At 70.7% G+C, this 16,887-nt stretch carries 19 protein-coding genes; 8 read left to right on the top strand and 11 right to left on the bottom strand.

Translation table 11 applies throughout. The features are described from left to right. Positions 1-26: 26 nt before the first annotated feature. Genes NFR93_RS00260 through NFR93_RS00250 form a run of 3 tightly spaced genes read right to left on the bottom strand, consistent with a single transcriptional unit; the run spans position 27 to position 2,132 of the window. Positions 27-791, bottom strand: coding sequence for an SDR family NAD(P)-dependent oxidoreductase (locus NFR93_RS00260; protein ID WP_251449241.1), 765 nt, complete (start codon positions 789-791; stop codon positions 27-29). 4 nt (positions 792-795) lie between these two features. Next, positions 796-1,320, bottom strand: a complete 525-nt coding sequence (locus NFR93_RS00255) for a dihydrofolate reductase (protein ID WP_251449239.1) — start codon at positions 1,318-1,320, stop codon at positions 796-798. Continuing rightward, positions 1,317-2,132: a thymidylate synthase gene (locus tag NFR93_RS00250; RefSeq protein WP_251449237.1), complete on the bottom strand. Its 816-nt coding sequence runs from the start codon at positions 2,130-2,132 to the stop codon at positions 1,317-1,319. The genes NFR93_RS00255 and NFR93_RS00250 overlap by 4 nt, the downstream gene beginning before the upstream one ends. An 82-nt stretch (positions 2,133-2,214) precedes the next feature. On the opposite strand from NFR93_RS00250, the gene NFR93_RS00245 reads away from it, so the two are divergent. From NFR93_RS00245 to NFR93_RS00230, 4 genes are all read left to right on the top strand, one after another. Beyond that, positions 2,215-2,652, top strand: a complete 438-nt coding sequence (locus tag NFR93_RS00245) for a TlpA family protein disulfide reductase (protein ID WP_251449235.1) — start codon at positions 2,215-2,217, stop codon at positions 2,650-2,652. Further along, positions 2,645-3,232 (top strand): DUF4395 domain-containing protein, encoded by a 588-nt coding sequence (locus tag NFR93_RS00240; RefSeq protein WP_251449233.1) that lies wholly within the window; start codon positions 2,645-2,647, stop codon positions 3,230-3,232. Before NFR93_RS00245 ends, NFR93_RS00240 begins: the two co-directional genes overlap by 8 nt. Before the next feature lie 109 nt (positions 3,233-3,341). Continuing rightward, positions 3,342-3,767: an OsmC family protein gene (locus NFR93_RS00235; RefSeq protein ID WP_251449231.1), complete on the top strand. Its 426-nt coding sequence runs from the start codon at positions 3,342-3,344 to the stop codon at positions 3,765-3,767. Next, positions 3,760-4,677: a TIGR01777 family oxidoreductase gene (locus NFR93_RS00230; RefSeq protein WP_251449229.1), complete on the top strand. Its 918-nt coding sequence runs from the start codon at positions 3,760-3,762 to the stop codon at positions 4,675-4,677. The genes NFR93_RS00235 and NFR93_RS00230 overlap by 8 nt, the downstream gene beginning before the upstream one ends. A gap of 9 nt (positions 4,678-4,686) precedes the next feature. Here NFR93_RS00230 and NFR93_RS00225 read toward each other — a convergent pair whose 3' ends face one another. Together NFR93_RS00225 and dapB are read right to left on the bottom strand one after the other, a co-directional pair. Continuing rightward, positions 4,687-5,133 carry a hypothetical protein gene (locus NFR93_RS00225; RefSeq protein WP_251449227.1) on the bottom strand — a complete coding sequence of 149 codons (447 nt, stop codon included), beginning with the start codon at positions 5,131-5,133 and terminating at the stop codon, positions 4,687-4,689. Continuing rightward, on the bottom strand, positions 5,130-5,942 hold the full coding sequence (gene dapB / locus NFR93_RS00220; protein WP_251449225.1) for a 4-hydroxy-tetrahydrodipicolinate reductase: 813 nt from the start codon (positions 5,940-5,942) through the stop codon (positions 5,130-5,132). Before dapB ends, NFR93_RS00225 begins: the two co-directional genes overlap by 4 nt. A 57-nt stretch (positions 5,943-5,999) precedes the next feature. Here dapB and NFR93_RS00215 point away from each other — a divergent pair, with 57 nt between their 5' ends. Next, positions 6,000-6,491, top strand: a complete 492-nt coding sequence (locus NFR93_RS00215) for a GNAT family N-acetyltransferase (RefSeq protein WP_251449223.1) — start codon at positions 6,000-6,002, stop codon at positions 6,489-6,491. Here NFR93_RS00215 and NFR93_RS00210 read toward each other — a convergent pair. From NFR93_RS00210 to NFR93_RS00200, 3 genes are all read right to left on the bottom strand, one after another. Continuing rightward, the gene (locus NFR93_RS00210; RefSeq protein ID WP_285814528.1) at positions 6,479-7,081 is read right to left on the bottom strand and encodes a histidine phosphatase family protein; all 603 of its coding nucleotides are present in this window, start codon (positions 7,079-7,081) and stop codon (positions 6,479-6,481) included. The genes NFR93_RS00215 and NFR93_RS00210 overlap by 13 nt on opposite strands. A gap of 120 nt (positions 7,082-7,201) precedes the next feature. Next, the gene (locus NFR93_RS00205; RefSeq protein WP_251449221.1) at positions 7,202-8,239 is read right to left on the bottom strand and encodes an aldo/keto reductase; all 1,038 of its coding nucleotides are present in this window, start codon (positions 8,237-8,239) and stop codon (positions 7,202-7,204) included. Between the two features lie 207 nt (positions 8,240-8,446). Beyond that, positions 8,447-10,738, bottom strand: a complete 2,292-nt coding sequence (locus tag NFR93_RS00200; protein ID WP_251449219.1) for a polyribonucleotide nucleotidyltransferase — start codon at positions 10,736-10,738, stop codon at positions 8,447-8,449. Between the two features lie 287 nt (positions 10,739-11,025). Between NFR93_RS00200 and NFR93_RS00195 the strand changes: the two genes are divergently transcribed. Then, positions 11,026-11,208 (top strand): DUF5302 domain-containing protein, encoded by a 183-nt coding sequence (locus tag NFR93_RS00195; RefSeq protein WP_251449217.1) that lies wholly within the window; start codon positions 11,026-11,028, stop codon positions 11,206-11,208. A 109-nt stretch (positions 11,209-11,317) separates the two neighbouring features. On the opposite strand, the gene NFR93_RS00190 is transcribed toward NFR93_RS00195, so the two are convergent. Further along, the gene (locus tag NFR93_RS00190) at positions 11,318-13,288 is read right to left on the bottom strand and encodes a GDSL-type esterase/lipase family protein (RefSeq protein ID WP_251449215.1); all 1,971 of its coding nucleotides are present in this window, start codon (positions 13,286-13,288) and stop codon (positions 11,318-11,320) included. Positions 13,289-13,427: 139 nt separating this feature from the next. Between NFR93_RS00190 and NFR93_RS00185 the strand changes: the two genes are divergently transcribed. Continuing rightward, complete coding sequence (locus NFR93_RS00185; RefSeq protein WP_251449213.1) at positions 13,428-14,021, top strand: DedA family protein; 594 nt, start codon at positions 13,428-13,430, stop codon at positions 14,019-14,021. Positions 14,022-14,034: 13 nt separating this feature from the next. Next, positions 14,035-14,862, top strand: a complete 828-nt coding sequence (locus NFR93_RS00180) for a DNA/RNA non-specific endonuclease (protein WP_502846241.1) — start codon at positions 14,035-14,037, stop codon at positions 14,860-14,862. 83 nt (positions 14,863-14,945) lie between these two features. On the opposite strand, the gene NFR93_RS00175 is transcribed toward NFR93_RS00180, so the two are convergent. Beyond that, a complete protein-coding gene (locus tag NFR93_RS00175; protein WP_251449209.1) occupies positions 14,946-15,593 on the bottom strand; it encodes an FMN reductase in 648 nt (215 codons plus the stop codon). After that, positions 15,590-16,804 carry an LLM class flavin-dependent oxidoreductase gene (locus tag NFR93_RS00170; RefSeq protein WP_251451400.1) on the bottom strand — a complete coding sequence of 405 codons (1,215 nt, stop codon included), beginning with the start codon at positions 16,802-16,804 and terminating at the stop codon, positions 15,590-15,592. The genes NFR93_RS00175 and NFR93_RS00170 overlap by 4 nt, the downstream gene beginning before the upstream one ends. Positions 16,805-16,887 lie beyond the last annotated feature (83 nt).

Genomic DNA, 16,887 nt, shown 5'->3' with positions numbered 1-16,887 from the left:
GCCGAACGGCTGCTGCTCGGGGCCGTTCAGCGGCCGGTGCCGCCCGCGGCCACCAGGATGCGGTCGGGAAGAAGCCCGGCGAGGCCCGTCAGCAGGCGGTAGCGCACGGACGGCACCGACACCGCCCGGCCGCGCGCGACGTCGCGTAGCGCGCTCGACACCACGAACGGGGCATCCAGCCACAGCGGACCGGGTACGCCCTCGCGCCCCGCCGCGAGGCCCATGCGGGCGTGGAAGTCGGTATGGGTGAAGCCCGGACACACCGCGGTCACGGTCACGCCGCGGTCACGGTAGGCCACGTTCGCCCATCGGCTGACGTCGAGCACCCAGCGCTTGGCGGCGCCGTACGTGCCCCGCGGCAGGAACGCCGCCACCGATGCCACATTGACGATGCGGCCGTTCCCCCGGGCCAGCATGGCGTCGAGCGCGGCGTGCATGAGCCGCATGGTCGCCTCGACGTGCACGGTCAGATGACGGACCTCGTCGTCGATGTCGTTGCCAGCGAAGTCCAGCGGCAGGCCGAACCCGGCGTTGTTCACGAGGATCCCCACGGGACGCTCTGCGTCGCGGAGGCGCTGCGCGACGCGGGCGGTCTGCGCCGGATCGGCGAGGTCGGCGACGATGACCTCGTGACGGATGCCGTGCTCAGCCGTCAGGCGCCCGCCCAGCTCGTGCAGGGCGGCCTCGTCGCGCGCCACCAGCACGAGATCGGCGCCCTGTGCGGCGAGCTGCCGGGCGAACTCGGCGCCCAGCCCGGAACTGGCCCCGGTGATCAGCGCGGTGCGCGGCATCCGATCAGCTCTCCCGATCGGGGGTGCCGCGCCCGAGGGTCAAGAAGCGATAGCGGATGCCGGTGCGCGAGGTCGCCCACCCCTCCCCCGGTTCTGCGGCGACGACCCGCCAGCCGTCTGTGGGCGGCGCCGTGGTGTCCCCGGCGACCTCGAGGTCGATCTCGGTCACCTCGAGCCGATCGGCGCCGGCGATGGCCTCGCGGTAGAGCTGGCCTCCGCCGATCACCCAGATCTGCTCCGGTGCCCCCTCGCTCGCCACGGCGAGCGCCGCGCCGAGCGAGTCCGCCCGCTCCGCGCCGTCCGCAGCCCAAGAGTCCTGACGGGTGACGACGATGTTGCGGCGACCCGGAAGCGGCCGGAAGCGCTCGGGGAAGGACTCCCACGTCCGCCGGCCCATGATGACCGGGCACCCGAGCGTGAGCGTCTTGAAGTGCGCGAGGTCCTCGGGGACGTGCCACGGCATCCCGCCGTCGGCGCCGATCACGCCGCCGCGCGCCTGCGCCCAGACCAGTCCGACTCGGGGCGTCATACCGCGACGGCCCCGCGGATCGCCGGGTGGTGCTGGTAGCCCTCGACGACGAAGTCCTCGTATGTGTAGTCGAACAGCGACGCCGGTGTGCGGGCGAAACGCAGGGTCGGGTAGGAGTACGGCTCGCGCGAGAGCTGCTCCTCCACCTGGTCGCGGTGGTTGTCGTAGATATGGCAGTCGCCTCCGGTCCACACGAACTCACCGGGCTCGAGCCCGGTCTGCTGGGCGACCATCAGGGTCAGCAGGGCGTAGGAGGCGATGTTGAACGGCACGCCCAGGAACAGGTCGGCGCTGCGCTGGTAGAGCTGGCACGACAGGCGACCGTCGGCGACGTAGAACTGGAACAGCGCGTGGCAGGGTGCGAGGGCCATCTGCGGGATGTCAGCCGGATTCCATGCCGACACGATCAGCCGGCGCGAGTCGGGGTTGGTGCGGATCTGATCGACCACCTGCGAGATCTGGTCGATCTGACCGCCATCCGGCGTCGGCCAGGATCGCCACTGCACACCGTAGACCGGGCCCAGTTCGCCTTCGGCGTCCGCCCACTCATCCCAGATCGTGACGCCGTGCTCCTTCAGCCAGCCCACGTTCGAATCCCCGCGCAGGAACCACAGGAGCTCATAGGCGATCGACTTGAAGTGCACGCGCTTGGTGGTGATGAGCGGGAACCCCTGGGAGAGGTCGAAGCGGATCTGGCGCCCGAAGGCGCTCGTGGTGCCGGTGCCGGTGCGGTCCCCCTTCCGGATGCCGTGCGCGAGCACGTCGCGGAGAAGGTCCTCATAGGGAGTAGGGATCGCCGTCGTCGTCGTCACGCTCACACGATACCCGCGGCCGAATCCGTCATGCGCGGACACAGGGGATCGATGCGGCCGAAAGCATTTAGGCTGGTGTGTCGTGGACCTGTTGAGCGCTTTCATCGGCCTGGCCGCCCTTCTGGGGGTCACGGTCGCTGCCGGCGTGCTGCTGAGATGGCGCCAGGGTCGTCCCCAGCGTCACATCGCGCACGAAGTGGTCGAGCCCCACCGGCTCGGCGCCGATGCGCTCGGCGAATCCGCCACCCTGCTGCAGTTCAGCACCGAGATGTGCGCCAAGTGCCCCGGAGTGCACCGTCTGCTCTCCACCGTCGCCGACGGCCGTGAGGGCGTGCGCCACCTCGACATCGATGTGACCCACCGACCGGACATCGCCCGCCACTTCCATGTGCTGCAGACGCCCACGACCCTCGTGCTCGATCGACACGGCGTCGTGCAGACCCGGTTCGGCGGCGTCCCCACGCGCGATGTGCTCGAGCTGGAGCTCACCCGACTGACCGGATCCCCCGCCCATGCCTGACCCGACCCCCGCACGCGCGCGCGGCATCGATCCCCGCGGTCCGCGCTTCGTCGCGGCCATCACCGCGGTGCTCCTGCTCATCGACGTCTTCCTCGGCCTGATCGGCTTGTCCACGGCCCGGGACTTCGGGTGGTTCGCCTATCAGCCGCTCGCCGACGAGTCCTTCACACCGGGCGCCGCCTGGGCCATTCAGGCCGCCTCGCTGTCGCAGCGGGCGCTCGATCCGGCGTTCCTCCTCCTGCTCGCGATCGCGCTCCTCTTCGTCTGGGGCGTCGTCTCGCCTCGCACGGCACCCTGGGCGGTGCTGTACCGCACGCTCGTCCAGCCCAGCCTCCGTGCACCCCGGGAGCTCGAGGACCCCCGGCCGCCGCGCTTCGCGCAGGGTGTCGGCCTTGTCGTGACCGGCATCGGACTCCTCCTGCACCTCGCCGGGGTTCCATGGGCGCTCCCGATCGCCGCCGCGATGGCGTTCGCCGCGGCCTTCCTCAACGCCGTCTTCGGACTGTGCCTGGGTTGCCAGCTGTACCTCGTCCTGCAACGCGCGGGTCTGGTCGGCCGGGAGCGTCCCGCCGCGGCCTGAGTGGCAGCATCCTCATCGGCGTCCCGCTGTCAAGTCGGCCACCGGGCGTGCCCGGCTGGCTAGGCTGACCGCGAGAGCCCGGATCGCGGGCGCCGAAACGGAGGTTCAGATGACCGTCACGAGCGAAGCCACCACCGCCTGGAAGGGCGGCCTGACCGATGGATCCGGCGAAGTCAGCTTCGTCTCGTCGGGGCTCGGCACGTTCGCCGTCAACTGGAAGGCCCGCAGCGAGGGGTCGGGTTCGGTCACGACGCCCGAAGAGCTGATCGCCGCCGCCCACTCCGCGTGCTTCAGCATGGCGCTCTCGCACGCGCTGGCCGAGAACGGCACCCCGCCGGAATCGATCGAGACGGACGTGTCGGTCACCTTCAAGCCCGGCACCGGCATCACCGGGAGCCACCTGAACGTCAACGCGGTCGTTCCGGGCCTGGATCCCGAGGACTTCGAACGGCTCGCCCAGGAGGCCAAGACCGGATGCCCCGTGTCCCAGGCGCTGGCGGGCGTCGAGATCACCCTCGAGGCCACACTTGCCTGACGGCTCGTCCGACCCGCGCCGGGTCGTCATCGCGGGCGCGTCCGGTCTCATCGGGCGCGCCCTCGGCGATGCGCTCCGGGCCGACGGGGTCGAGGTCACCGAGCTCGTGCGCCGCAGGCCCGAGGCGCCGCACGAGGTCGAATGGCTCACCGACGGCGAGGCGCTGGACCCCGGCATGCTGGACGGAGCCGACGCGGTCATCGGGCTGAACGGCGCCAGCATAGGCCGCTTCCCGTGGACGGCGTCGTACAAGAACACGCTGCTGTGGTCGCGGATCACGCCCACGCGCGCGCTGGCCCGCGCGGTGCGGGAACTCGGACCGGACGCACCCGCGTTCGTGTCGGCCTCCGCCGTCGGCTACTACGGCTCCGCGCCCGGCGTGCGGCTGACCGAAGACGCCCCGCGGGGCGAGACGTTCCTCGCCGACCTCTGCGGCGAATGGGAGGCGGCCGCCCGTGGCGCCGGCGATGACGCGCGGGTCGCCCTGCTGCGTACCGCACCCATCGTCCACGCGGACGGCGTCCTCAAGCCGCTGCTCGTGCTCACGCGACTCGGTGTGAGCGGCCCCATCGGGCGCGGAACGCAGGCCTGGCCGTGGATCTCCCTCGAGGACGAGGTGCGGGCGATCCGGCACATCCTGACGAACGATCTCGACGGGCCGGTCAACCTCGCCGGACCTGAGCGGGCCACGGCGAACGATCTGGGCTTCGCGCTCGCGCGCCGGATGAACCGGCCCTATCTGCTGCGTGCCCCGGAATGGGGTCTGCGGGCGGTTCTCGGCCGCGACGCCACCGAGGCGATCCTCACGTCGGACGCCGACGTCGTCCCCGCCGTCCTCGACCGATCGGGCTTCACCTTCACCCACGCACGGGTCGAGGACGCCGTCGCGGCAGCCGTTCCGGCCCGCTGAGCACGCGTGTCAGCCGCGGCGACCCGATTCGAGTCGGATCGCCCGGCGGACCGCCTCACGCGCACGGCGGCGGTCACCCGCAGCGTCGTAGGCGAGACCGAGGCGGTACCATGCGGCCCAATCCTCGCGGTTGGCTTCGACGTCGGCGCGGTAGGCGGGGAAGAGCGCGGTCGCCTCATCCCGGACGACCCGCCCGCTCGGCCGCAGGGTGATGGCGTCCGAGGGCAGAAGTCCCTCCGACTCGAGCCTGCGCCCCAGCTGCTGTGCGCGCACACCGAACCAGAGCTCGCGACCGAGCGCCCACGCCCCGATGAGCGGAAGGACGATCAGCGCCACGCCCATCGCGATCGCCGCGGCGTCACCCGAGAACAGCAGCAGCCACGCGCGTTGCCCGACCAGCGCGATGTACAGCGCCAGCAGGACCGCCATGACGGCGACGCCGATGCGCGCGCTCATGCTCCGGTGCTTCGGGCGACCTGCCCGGCGCCGCCCCGCTCGCTGACCGCATCGTCCTCGGGGCGGCGGGAAGGGCCGAGCCCGATGTCGATGAGGCTGTCGAGCCCGATGACGACCCCCTTCGCGTCGCGCGCCGCCGCGAGGGCGAGACGGATGCCGGGGGCGTAGGCGAGGGCGGGCTCGGCGGTGTCATGGACGAGGCTCAGCGTCTCGCCTGGGCCGGACAGGATCGTCTCCTGTCTGGCGATCACCCCGGGGCGCCGGAGGGAGTGGATGGGTACGCTCGCGACCTGCTGGCCCCGCGCGCGCTGATCGACGTGCGGAGACGCGACGGGGCCGACGTCGGTGCGGGCGGCGGCGATGAGCTCTGCCGTGCGCACGGCGGTGCCGCTCGGCGAATCCACCTTGGTTTCGCGATGCGCCTCGACGATCTCGATCGACGGGAAGTACGGCGCCGCGGCGGCGGCGAGGGCCGAGCCGAGCACGGAGCCCAGGGAGAAGTTGGGGATGAACACCGCGCCTGTGCCCGCTGCCTCCACGAGCGGCCGCACGAGGGCGATGCGCTCGGCGGACCACCCGGAGGTCCCGACCAGGATGTTGATGCCGTGCTCGACGGCGGTGCGCACAACGTCGATCGACACGGCGGGCACCGAGGCGTCCACGACCAGATCTGCGCCGGCGATGTCGCTCAACGGCGACGCCGACGTGAGCATCGCGACGATGTCGAACCCGGGCTGGGCCTCGACGACCTCTCGGATGATGGAGCCGAGCTTGCCGGTTCCCCCCACGATCGCCACGCGCGTTGTCATGGCCTCCATCCTAGGCGGGCGCACCGGCGCGGCCTCGCGGCGGCATAGCCTGGGACGGTGGTCAGCCTGCACACCTCCCCCGTCGACGAATCCACCGCGCGAGGGCTCCTGACGGAGTACTTCCAGTCGCGCGAGATCGGCTTCGCCCACCAGGGGATCACCTACACCCCCGTGTTCCCGGACGCCGAGGCGTTCACACCGCCACGCGGGGTGTTCGTGGTGGTGCGGGACGATTCCGGCGACGCCGTGGGCTGCGGCGGCATCCGGCTCATCGCCGACGGCCCGCACGGGCGCCGGTACGAGATCAAGCACCTGTTCCTCCGGCCCGAGACACGCGGCCGCGGATGGGGTCGCCTGCTGATGGCGGATCTCGAGGCCCGCGCCCGCGACCTCGGCGCGCGGGAACTCGTCCTCGACACGCATCACTCGCTCGAGGCGGCCGCCGCGCTGTATGCGGCGACCGGCTTCACCGGGATCGAGCGCTACAACGACAACCCCAACGCGACCCGCTGGTACGGCAAGGTGCTGGCCGGAACTCAGACGGGATAGACCTCGGGGAGCCCCGTCCGCAGCTCGACGGGCAGGTGCGCCATGTCGTTGTGCGAGAGCAGGGTCCACGGCCGACCCGGCTTCTGTGAGATGACGGTCAGGCCGCAGTGGGCCTGGTTGAGGGTCATCCAGCGCCACTCCTGGGCTTGGAGCACTTCCCGCACGAACCACGCGATGACGAAGTTGTGTGTGATGAGCAGCTCGTGGACCTCGCCCGCGCGGCGCACGAGGAACTCGCTCACGGCGTCGGCCATCTGCGCGCGACCCGCCTCGACCTCGGCCTCGGTGACCGAGCCGAAGAAGGGCTCGAACGCCGCCGGTGTCTCGGGTGTCATCCCCGTCGGGACGCAGTCGAACAGCAGCGCGGTCGGCTTGGGTGCCAGTGACGGCATACGCTCGGCCACGGCCGCGGCCGTCTGGCTCGCGCGCTCGAGCGGCGAGTGCCACACACTGTCGAACGGCACGCCACCCAGACGATCCGCCAGGAGCGACGCCTGGCGACGACCCCGCGGCGACAAAGGACCGTCGTCGACGCCGTGCTCGGCATCCTGATGCTCTCCATGCCGCACGAGATAGATGTAGTGCGTCACGGAACAGGGCTCACTTCGTCGTCAGTCGCTTCGGCGTCGGTCATCGTCATATCGGGCGGCGCGTGAACGCCTCTTCCACCCTAAACGACCCCGCCGACAGGCCGGATCCAGTGTGGACAACTACTCCGCCGCCCGCGCGATGTCCGAGAGCTGGGATCGGCTCAGTCGCACGCCGACGCCCTTCACGAGCTCTTCGACGTGCTCGGGCGCGTAGGCGTTGACGATCGGTGCCGTCACGAGCTTCTGCGCGAGGAGCCACGCCACCGCGACGGCCGCGTCGGGCACGCCGAGCTGAGTGCCGACGGCATCGAGCGCACGCAGGGTGCGACTCCCCCGTCGGTTCAGATTCGCCGCCAGCTGCGCACCGCGGTACGACAGGCTCCCCTTCTCGCGCGAGCGGTGCCGGCCAGAGAGGAAGCCGTGCTCGAGCGCGTGGGAGGGCGTGACGGCGATGCCCTGGGCACCGGCGACGAGACGGAGGTCGGCGTCGAACTCATGGCGTCGGAGGACGTTGAACGGGACGTCGAGGACGGTGATGCGCGGGAACCCGGCGGACGCGTAGATCCGCGCCTCGACCAGCTGCGCGGCGGTGTAGCCGACCGCGCCGATCGCCCTGACCTTACCCGCCTCGACGAGCCATTCCGCCGTGGCGAGGGTGTCCTCGAGCACCGCGGTGGAATCGGCGACGGCGTCGAGGTAGAGGACGTCGATGCGGTCGGTGCGCAGTCGTGTGAGCGCCGCTTCCACCGCCCGGACGAGGTTGACGGAGCCGAGGCCGGGGTTGTCGGGGTGTCCGCCGACGCGGTCGGCGAGAACCACGTCGTCCCGGAGTCCACGCGAGTGCAGCCACTGCCCGATGATGTGCTCGCTGCGACCCCCCGAGTACCGATCGGCGGTGTGCACGACGTTGCCGCCCAGCTCGGCGTAGGTGTCGAGGATCTGGTGGCTCGACTCGAGGTCGACGTTCCAGCCGAACTCGGCGCCGCCCAGGATGAGGGGGAAGATCGTGGCGCCGCTCTCACCGAGCGGAACGCGCACGGCGTTGCCGATACCGGGGCCCTGAACGGGGATCGGGGCGGACGGGTGGAGGTACGGATCGGGCGCGATCCGACGCGAGCTCGCCGAGGGATTTCCGGTCTCGATGCCGATGGGTCCCATTCTCCACCCCCCGTAAGCCACCCGATTCTCGGTGACCCGTACACGTGCCCCCCGGCACGTACTCCGAGGTTAAGGCACCGGGCGACGGCATCCGGCCATTGAGCTGACCTGTCGGTGAAATCCGTGTAACGCTTTCATCACGACGCACCGAGACGACGGATGCCCGCCGCTCCGGGATGGAGGGACGGGCATCCGCGCGAGGTGGGATCAGCCTTCGGCCGGAGCCTCGGGGCCGGGGTTGGCGGCAGCAGAACCCTGCTGGTCGGCTGCCTCCTCCACGACGGGCTCGAGCGACAGCTTGCCGCGGTCGTCGATCTTCGTGATCTTCACGAGGATCTTCTGGCCGACGTTCAGGACGTCCTCGACGTTCTCGACGCGCTTGCCACCGGCGAGCTTGCGGACCTCACTGACATGCAGCAGGCCGTCCTTGCCGGGCAGGAGCGAGATGAACGCACCGAAGGTCGCGATCTTCACGACCGTACCCAGGAACTGCTCGCCGACCTCCGGGTTGGTGGGGTTGGCGATGGCGTTCACCTGAGCGCGCGCGGCCTCGGCCGCCGGCCCGTCGGTGGCGCCGATGTAGACGGTGCCGTCCTCCTCGATGGAGATCTGCGCGCCGGTCTCGTCCTGGATCGCGTTGATCGTCTTGCCCTTGGGGCCGATCAGCTCGCCGATCTTGTCGACCGGGATCTGAACGCTGATCACGCGCGGCGCGGTCGGGGCCATCTCATCCGGCCCGTCGATCGCGGCGTTCAGAACGCCCAGGATCGTCAGGCGGGCGTCGCGGGCCTGCTGCAGCGCGGCGGTCAGCACCGACGACGGGATGCCGTCGAGCTTCGTGTCGAGCTGGATCGCGGTGACGAACTCGCTGGTTCCGGCGACCTTGAAGTCCATGTCGCCCAGGGCGTCTTCGGCACCGAGGATGTCGGTCAGCGCGGCGTAGCGCGTCTGGCCGTCGACCTCGTCCGAGACCAGGCCCATCGCGATGCCGGCGACCGGCGCGCGCAGCGGCACACCGGCGTTCAGCAGCGACAGAGTCGAGGCGCAGACCGAGCCCATCGACGTCGAGCCGTTGGAGCCGAGGGCCTCGGAGACCTGGCGGATCGCGTAGGGGAACTCCTCGCGGCTGGGCAGCACGGGCACGAGGGCCCGCTCGGCCAGGAAGCCGTGACCGATCTCGCGGCGCTTGGGGCTTCCCACTCGACCGGTCTCACCGGTCGAGTACGGCGGGAAGTTGTAGTGGTGCATGTAGCGCTTGCTCGTGACCGGCGACAGCGAATCGATCTGCTGCTCCATCTTGAGCATGTTCAGCGTGGTGACACCCAGGATCTGGGTCTCTCCGCGCTGGAAGATCGCCGAGCCGTGAACGCGCGGGATGACCTGCACCTCGGCGTCGAGCGGGCGGATGTCGGCCAGGCCGCGGCCGTCCATGCGGACGCCCTCGGCGAGGATGCGACCGCGCACGATGGTCTTGGTCACCGACTTGTACGCAGCCGAGAACTCCAGGGGCGCCGCCGGGGGCAGCTCCCCCGCCTCGACGGCGGTGATGAGCTCGGCCTTGACGGCGTCCTTCAGCTCGTCGTCGGCGTTCTGACGTTCCTGCTTGTCGGCGATCTGGTAGATCGGGACGAGCTTGTCGTAGGCGCGGTGCGCCACGAAGTCGTACGTCTCCTGGCTGTAGGGCAGGAAGACCGGGAACTGCTTGACCTCTTTGGAGGCGGTCTTGGCGACCTCGTTCTGCGCAGCGACGAGCTGCTTGATGAACGGCTTCGACGCTTCGAGTCCCTCGGCGACGACCTGCTCGTTCGGCTTGGTGGCGCCGCCCTTGATGAGGTTCCAGGAACCCTCGGTGGCTTCGGCCTCGACCATCATGATCGCCACGTCCTCGTTCCCGTCGGCGTCGGTGACGACGCGACCGGCGACGATGAGGTCGAAGACGGCCTCTTCGAGCTGGGTGACGGTGGGGAACGCGATCCACTGGTCGGGGGTGTCGCCGTGGCCGGGGATGAGCGCGAGGCGCACACCGGCGATCGGGCCCGAGAACGGCAGACCCGAGATCTGGGTCGACAGCGACGCGGCGTTGATCGCGAGGGCGTCGTAGAACTCGCCCGGTGCGATCGAGAGGATGGTGACGACGATCTGGACCTCGTTGCGGAGGCCGTCGACGAACGACGGGCGCAGCGGACGGTCGATCAGACGGCACACCAGGATCGCCTCGGTGGAGGGGCGACCCTCGCGGCGGAAGAACGAGCCGGGGATCTTGCCGGCGGCGTACGAGCGCTCTTCGACGTCGACCGTGAGCGGGAAGAAGTCGAAGCCCTCGCGGGGGTGCTTGCCGGCGCTGGTGGCCGACAGGAGCATCGTCTCTTCGTCGAGGTACGCGGCGACCGCGCCCTGCGCCTGCTGCGCGAGTCGTCCGGTCTCGAAGCGGACAGTGCGGGTGCCGAAACGGCCGTTGTCGAGAACGGCTTCAGCGGCGGTGATTTCAGGACCTTCCAAGAGGTCTCTCCTTCTTTGTTTTGACTCGCACGCCCGTATGGCGGGCGAGTTCATGCGAAGGAGCAGGAACAGGCAGATCTCGACGCGCGGCTGTGCCGCGTGGATTCGTCAGCGCTGGCCACCAGTAGAAGATCACCGATCGACGATCGGGAACCCACCACAGGGGACCAGCTTCCTGCCGGCCTGCTCCGTGAGCTCATATGTAATTGAGCGGATGCCGCAGGGGCAACCTTCACGATCCTATCAGTGCCTACCGTTCACGCCGCCGGTGCGCCTAGGGTGGGCGCATGAGCACCGACGAGAAGCCGTCCGGCGCGGCATCCGATGAGATGAAGCGCAAATTCAAGGAAGCGCTCGAGAAGAAGAACGCGCAGCACCGCGATGGCGAGGCGCACCTGGACGGGGATTCCGCCGTCCACGGCACCCACGGCGCGGTGACCAAGCGGGAGTTCCGACGCAAGAGCGGCTGAGCCGACGACGAGCGGGGCGACCGGTGATCCGGGCGCCCCGCTCGCTCACCCTCAGCGGCTGAGTACCGCGTCGCCGCGCTGCGGGGGAACGGATGGGACCCGGAGCGGATCAGCCCGCCGCCACGTCGGATCGGACCCCGTCGTCTCCGATGACGATGTAGTCGGCATGCTTGGCGGTGAGCCCGTCACCCGCGGTGCGCCCTCGCACCCGTCGCCACAGCCACGGCAGCACGTCCCGCACGAGCCAGCTGCGCGGATCGGCCGGAGCCTCCTCTTCGGAATGGAGGGCGGCGTCCAGCCGTGCCAGCGCCGCCGCGTCGGGAACGCCCAGGGTGTCTGCGGCACGGTAGGCCACGAAACGGTGTCCGGCTGACCGCAGGTGCACACGGTCGTCTGCCCACAGGGCCGGGTCGGCGATCTCGGGATGCGCGTCGAGATCGAGCAGACGCGCTCCGGTGCGCTCGGCGACGCGACGGAGGTGGGCATTGAACGCGGCGAACCTCGGCGCGAACACGCGGGCTGCGGGCCGGTCGGGCAGGAAGACGGTCACGAGCAGGACGTCGCATCCGCTCTCATGCAGCTGACGGACGGCGACCTCGACGTCCGCGGCGAGCGCGGCGGGATCCGGGCGGGGGGTCAGCAGATCGTTTGCGCCGATGAGGATGGACACGAGGTCCGGCGCCAGGCGCAGCGCCGCCGGGACCTGGGTGTGCACGAGGTCCTGCACGCGACGACTGCGGACGGCGAGGTTCGCATAGCGGAAGGGGCCGTCCTGGGCGTGGGCGAGCAGCTGAGCCAGACGGTCGGCCCACCCGCGGTGCTGACCGTCCATCATGCGCGAAGTGTCGCACAGGCCCTCGGTGAGCGAGTCTCCGAGGGCGACGTAGCGCGTCCAGTCCGCCGCGGGCTCGACGGCACGCCCTCCCGGGTCGGGGCGACGGTCGCTGCGCGAGCGCAGTCCGTCGTCGATGGCGCGCAGGGCGATCGCGTGCCGGTAGTGGCCCAGCAGCGCGTCGACCGTGCGCTCCCACGACCGTTCGACGACGGCCGCACGCGCGGCGAGCCCGAACGCGAGGCGCTTGGCGGGGTCGCCCACCAGGTCGACCACGCGCGCCCGGAGGTCGTCGAGATCGCCCGGCCGATACAGCCAGCCGTCGATACTGGATCGGACGAGGTCCACCGGGCCGCCGACGCCCGTCGCCACGACGGGCACGCCGCTGGCGAGCGCCTCCTGGATCGTCTGACCGAAGGTCTCGCTCTCTCCGGGGTGCACGAACACGTCGAAGCTCGCCAGCGCGCGGGCGAGCTCCCCTCCGGCGAGATGACCGGTGAACACGGCGTCCGGCAGCTGCTGCTCGAGCTCCGCCCGCGACGGACCGTCGCCCACCACCACCAGGCGAGCGCCGGGGATCCCGCGGAGCGCAGCGAGGTCGGCGACCTGCTTCTCGGGCGCCAGACGCCCGACGTAGCCGATGACCACGACGTCATCGCCGGCGATGCGCCGGCGCCATGCCGTGCTCCTCCGGTGCGGGGCGAAGCGATCGGCATCCACTCCCCTGCCCCACAGCCGCAGGCGATCCACGCCGAGGTCCCCGAGCTGCCGGAGCGACGCGCCGCTCGGGGCGAGGGTGAGCGTGGCCCGCCGGTGAAGCCTCGCGACGTGCGACGACACCAGCGCGGTCGCGTGCGGCATCCCGTACTTCTGCGCGTACGCGACGACATCGGTCTGGTACACCGCGACGACCGGGATGCGCAGGGCGTCCGCCGCCACGGCGCCCTGCCAGCCCAGAACGAAGGGCGAGGCGAGGTGGACGACGTCCGGCGCGAAGGCGCGCAGGATGCCGCCGAGGTGGGCTGCGCGCGCGAAGACGACGCGCACCTGCGGGTAGGTGGGGAGTGGGACCGACCGCAGCAGCGCGGTACGCGCGCCGTGGAGATCGGCGTCCACCTCTCCGGCGCGGGGCGCGATGACGAGCGTCTCGTGACCGGCCGCGGCCAGATGGCGCAGGATCTGCAGCACGGACCCCGTCACGCCGTTCATGTGAGGGAGGAAGGACTCTGCCAGGATCGCGACTCTCACGATTCCAGCGTGGAGCGTCGGCCGAGCCCACGGGACCCGGCGGAGCGCCTTTCGCCGAGAGTTCATCCGATGCACCGCGCCGCGACACCCTTCGGGTGCCGTTTCGTCGCCGTTCACACGGCCCTGGTACCCAGGATCGGTGATCGACGATGCGCTGGCCGACCTCGCTGCGGCTCCGTGGGCGCTGCCGTTCCTGTTCGCGCTGGTGGTCGGCGACGCCTTCCTCGTCGTGGTGCCCGGCGAAGCCGCCGTTACCGCGTTCGGAGCGCTCGCGGTAACCGTGGGGAGCCCTCCCCTGACCGCGGTGGTGGCGGTGGCGGCCGGCGCGGCCTTCGTCGGCGATGCGGGCTGCTACCTGCTGGGGCGCACCGTCGGGCTGCACAGGTGGCGATGGATGCGCGCACGACGGACCCAGCGCGCCTTCGGGTGGGCGCGCGACCGGATGGATCGACGCCTCGCGACGGTTCTGTTCACCGCCCGCTTCATCCCGTTCGCGCGGCTCGCGGTGAACCTCACCGCGGGCGCCACGCGCATGCCCGCCCCTCGTCACCTGGGCATCGCAGCCCTCGCGGCCATCGCCTGGGCGCTGTACCAGAGCCTGGTCGGGGCCGCAGTCGCCCGCTTCGTCCCCGGCGGGCCGCTGGTGGCCGTGGCGGTATCGGTCGTCGTCGCCATCGGCCTGGGCATCGTGCTCGATCTCGTCCTCGCGCGCGTCACCCGACCGCGCCCCTGACCGACACGAAAGGATGGCTCCCGTGACGGATGCATTCGCCGACGACGGCTATCAAAGCGGGTTCCTCGGGCCCGAGGTGCCCTTCCCGCGCCCGGTCGATCCCCTGGCCACCGTGGTGGACCTGATCTACCCCCGTTTCTCGGTCCTCCTGGATCCCGAGCGCCGCCTGGCGCGCATGACCGGGGTCAACATCGACGGCGAGACCTTGCAGGACATCCCCCGCACCGGCACGTGGCGACTGGATCCCCGCGTCGCCGACGAGGACCAGGCCGGCCCCGACCTGTACGCGCGCAACGACCTCGACCGCGGACATCTGGTGCGTCGCCGCGACCCCGGGTGGGGCGACGAGGCGCAGGCGCGCCGCGCGACCGAGGCGACGTTCTTCTACACCAACGCGGCGCCGCAGGCGGCGGCCTTCAACCAGTCGAAGGACCTCTGGCTGGGGCTGGAGGACCACATCCTCGCGCACGCCGAATCGCGGGACGCGCGGTTGTCGGTGTTCACCGCGCCGATCCTCGCTTCGGACGATCCGCTGTATCGCGGCATCCGCATCCCCCGCCACTTCCTCAAGATCGCGGCCTGGTCCTCCGACGCGGGGCTGGCGGCCACCGGCTTCGTGCTGGATCAGACCGACCTGCTGGACATCCGGCAGGGGATCCTCGGCATCGACGGCGTGGGGGCCTTCCGCACCTTCCAGGCGCCCCTGGCGGACATCGCCGAGGCGGCGGCCGTCGACCTCGGACCGCTCATCGACGCCGACGTGCTCGCCCCGCCCGGCGCGCGCGCACCGGACGGGGACTGGCGGAGCCTGACGGCGGCCGAGGAGATCATCTTGGGTTGAGGACTGCCGCGCGCTCTCGCTCTGCGGCGATCACACTTCTGCGTTCACTCGGGGCGTTCACTCGGGGCGTTCACTCGGGGCGTTCACTCGCCGGCGAGGCCTCCCAGCAGATGTCCGAAGGAGCGCCCTTCGCCCAGATAGGTCGCCGGATCGAACGGGTCCTCGATGCGAGCCGGGGCGCGCCGGGTGACCGCCGCAGCGAGCTCCCGCGCCCCCCGCTCGATGCGCTCCGCCAGCGGCGAGACCTTGTCGGCCGAGCCGCCCCAGTCGCTCGAGGCCGCGAAGACCCCGGTCGACACCGGTTCGGCGTGCAGATAGGTGAACAGCGGACGGATCGCGTAGTCGATCGCCAGCGAATGCCTCGCCGTCCCCGCATTGGCGCCGATCAGCACCGGCGTGCCCGTGAGCGCATCCGGGTCGACCACGTCGATGAACGACTTGAACAGACCGGAGTAGCTCGTCGAGAAGATCGGGGTGACCGCGATGACCGCGTCGGCCGATACGACCGCGTTGATCATCGACTCCAGTGCCGGCGGCGCGAACCCGGTGAGCAGATTGTTCGTGATGTCGTGGGCGAGGTCACGCAGCTCGAACACGTCGACGTCCACCTGCTCTTCGCCGCTGTCCGCGAGGGCTGCCACGGTGGCCGCGGCCATGCGATCGGCGAGCATCCGCGTCGAGGAGGGATTCGACAGTCCCGCCGAGACAACGGCGATCCGGCGGGCGGTCATCGTCCCGCTCCCGTCGTGGTCTGCGCGCTCACGCCGAAGGCGGCGCCGGCAGCGGGTCGGGCGTCCTGGTACGGCGACCCCGCGGTGAGGTTGTCGCCCCGGTTGGCGCCGGGGACGGCCTGCCGTGGCACATCGTCACCGTAGGCGGCGCGCACGAGGCCCGCGTGGGTCGGAGCATCCGGCACCTCGGCCGGGCGGCCCTGGGCGAGCTCGCGACGGAGCGCGGGGACGACCTCGCCACCGAGGATGTCCAACTGCTCGAGGACGGTCTTCAGGGGAAGACCCGCATGGTCGATGAGGAACAGCTGCCGCTGGTAGTCGCCGTAGTGCTCGCGCATGCCCGCGTAGCGGTCGATCACCTGCTGCGGCGAGCCCACGGTGAGCGGGGTCATCTCGCTGAAGTCCTCGAGACTCGGGCCGTGGCCGTATACGGGGGCGTTGTCGAAGTACGGGCGGAACTCCCGCACCGCCTGCTGGGAGTCGGCGCGCATGAACACCTGACCGCCCAGCCCCACGATCGCCTGCTCCGGGGAGCCGTGCCCGTAGTGCGCGTACCGCTGCCGGTACAGGGTGATGAGGCGCTGGTAGTGCTCCTTCGGCCAGAAGATGTTGTTGGCGAAGAATCCGTCGCCGTAATATGCGGCCTGCTCGGCGATCTCGGGTGTGCGGATCGATCCGTGCCACACGAACGGAGCCACGCCGTCGAGCGGCCTCGGCGTCGAGGTGAAGCCCTGCAGGGGCGTGCGGAACTGGCCCTCCCAGTCGACGACGTCCTCGCGCCACAGCCGGTGGAGCAGATTGTAGTTCTCGATCGCCAGCGGCAGTCCCTGTCGGACGTCCTTGCCGAACCAGGGGTACACCGGCCCGGTGTTCCCCCGGCCGAGCATCAGGTCGACGCGACCGCCCGAGACGTGCTGGAGCATGGCGAAGTCCTCGGCGATCTTCACCGGGTCGTTCGTGGTGATGAGGGTCGTGGCCGTCGAGAGGACCAGTCGCTCGGTCTGGGCGGCGATGTACGCCAGGGTCGTCGTGGGTGAGGACGACCAGAACGGCGGGTTGTGGTGCTCTCCGAGAGCGAAGACGTCCAGGCCCACGTCTTCGGCGTGACGGGCGATCGTGATCGTGTCGCGGATCTTCTCAGCCTCGCTGAGCGTGCGGCCCGTGGTCGGGTCCTGGGTGATGTCGCTCACCGTGAAGATGCCGAACTGCATCCCGGGCCAGGTGGTGGTGTCGCTCACGATCGCTCTCCGCTTCCGAATCTCAGATCCATGCAAATGAATGTATCTGGTTGAAC

The sequence above is a fragment of the Microbacterium sp. Marseille-Q6648 genome, from assembly GCF_943181415.1.
Lineage (GTDB): Bacteria > Actinomycetota > Actinomycetes > Actinomycetales > Microbacteriaceae > Microbacterium.
Note: the sequence above shows the minus strand (reverse complement) of the source record. Positions and strands in the feature narration are given on the sequence as shown.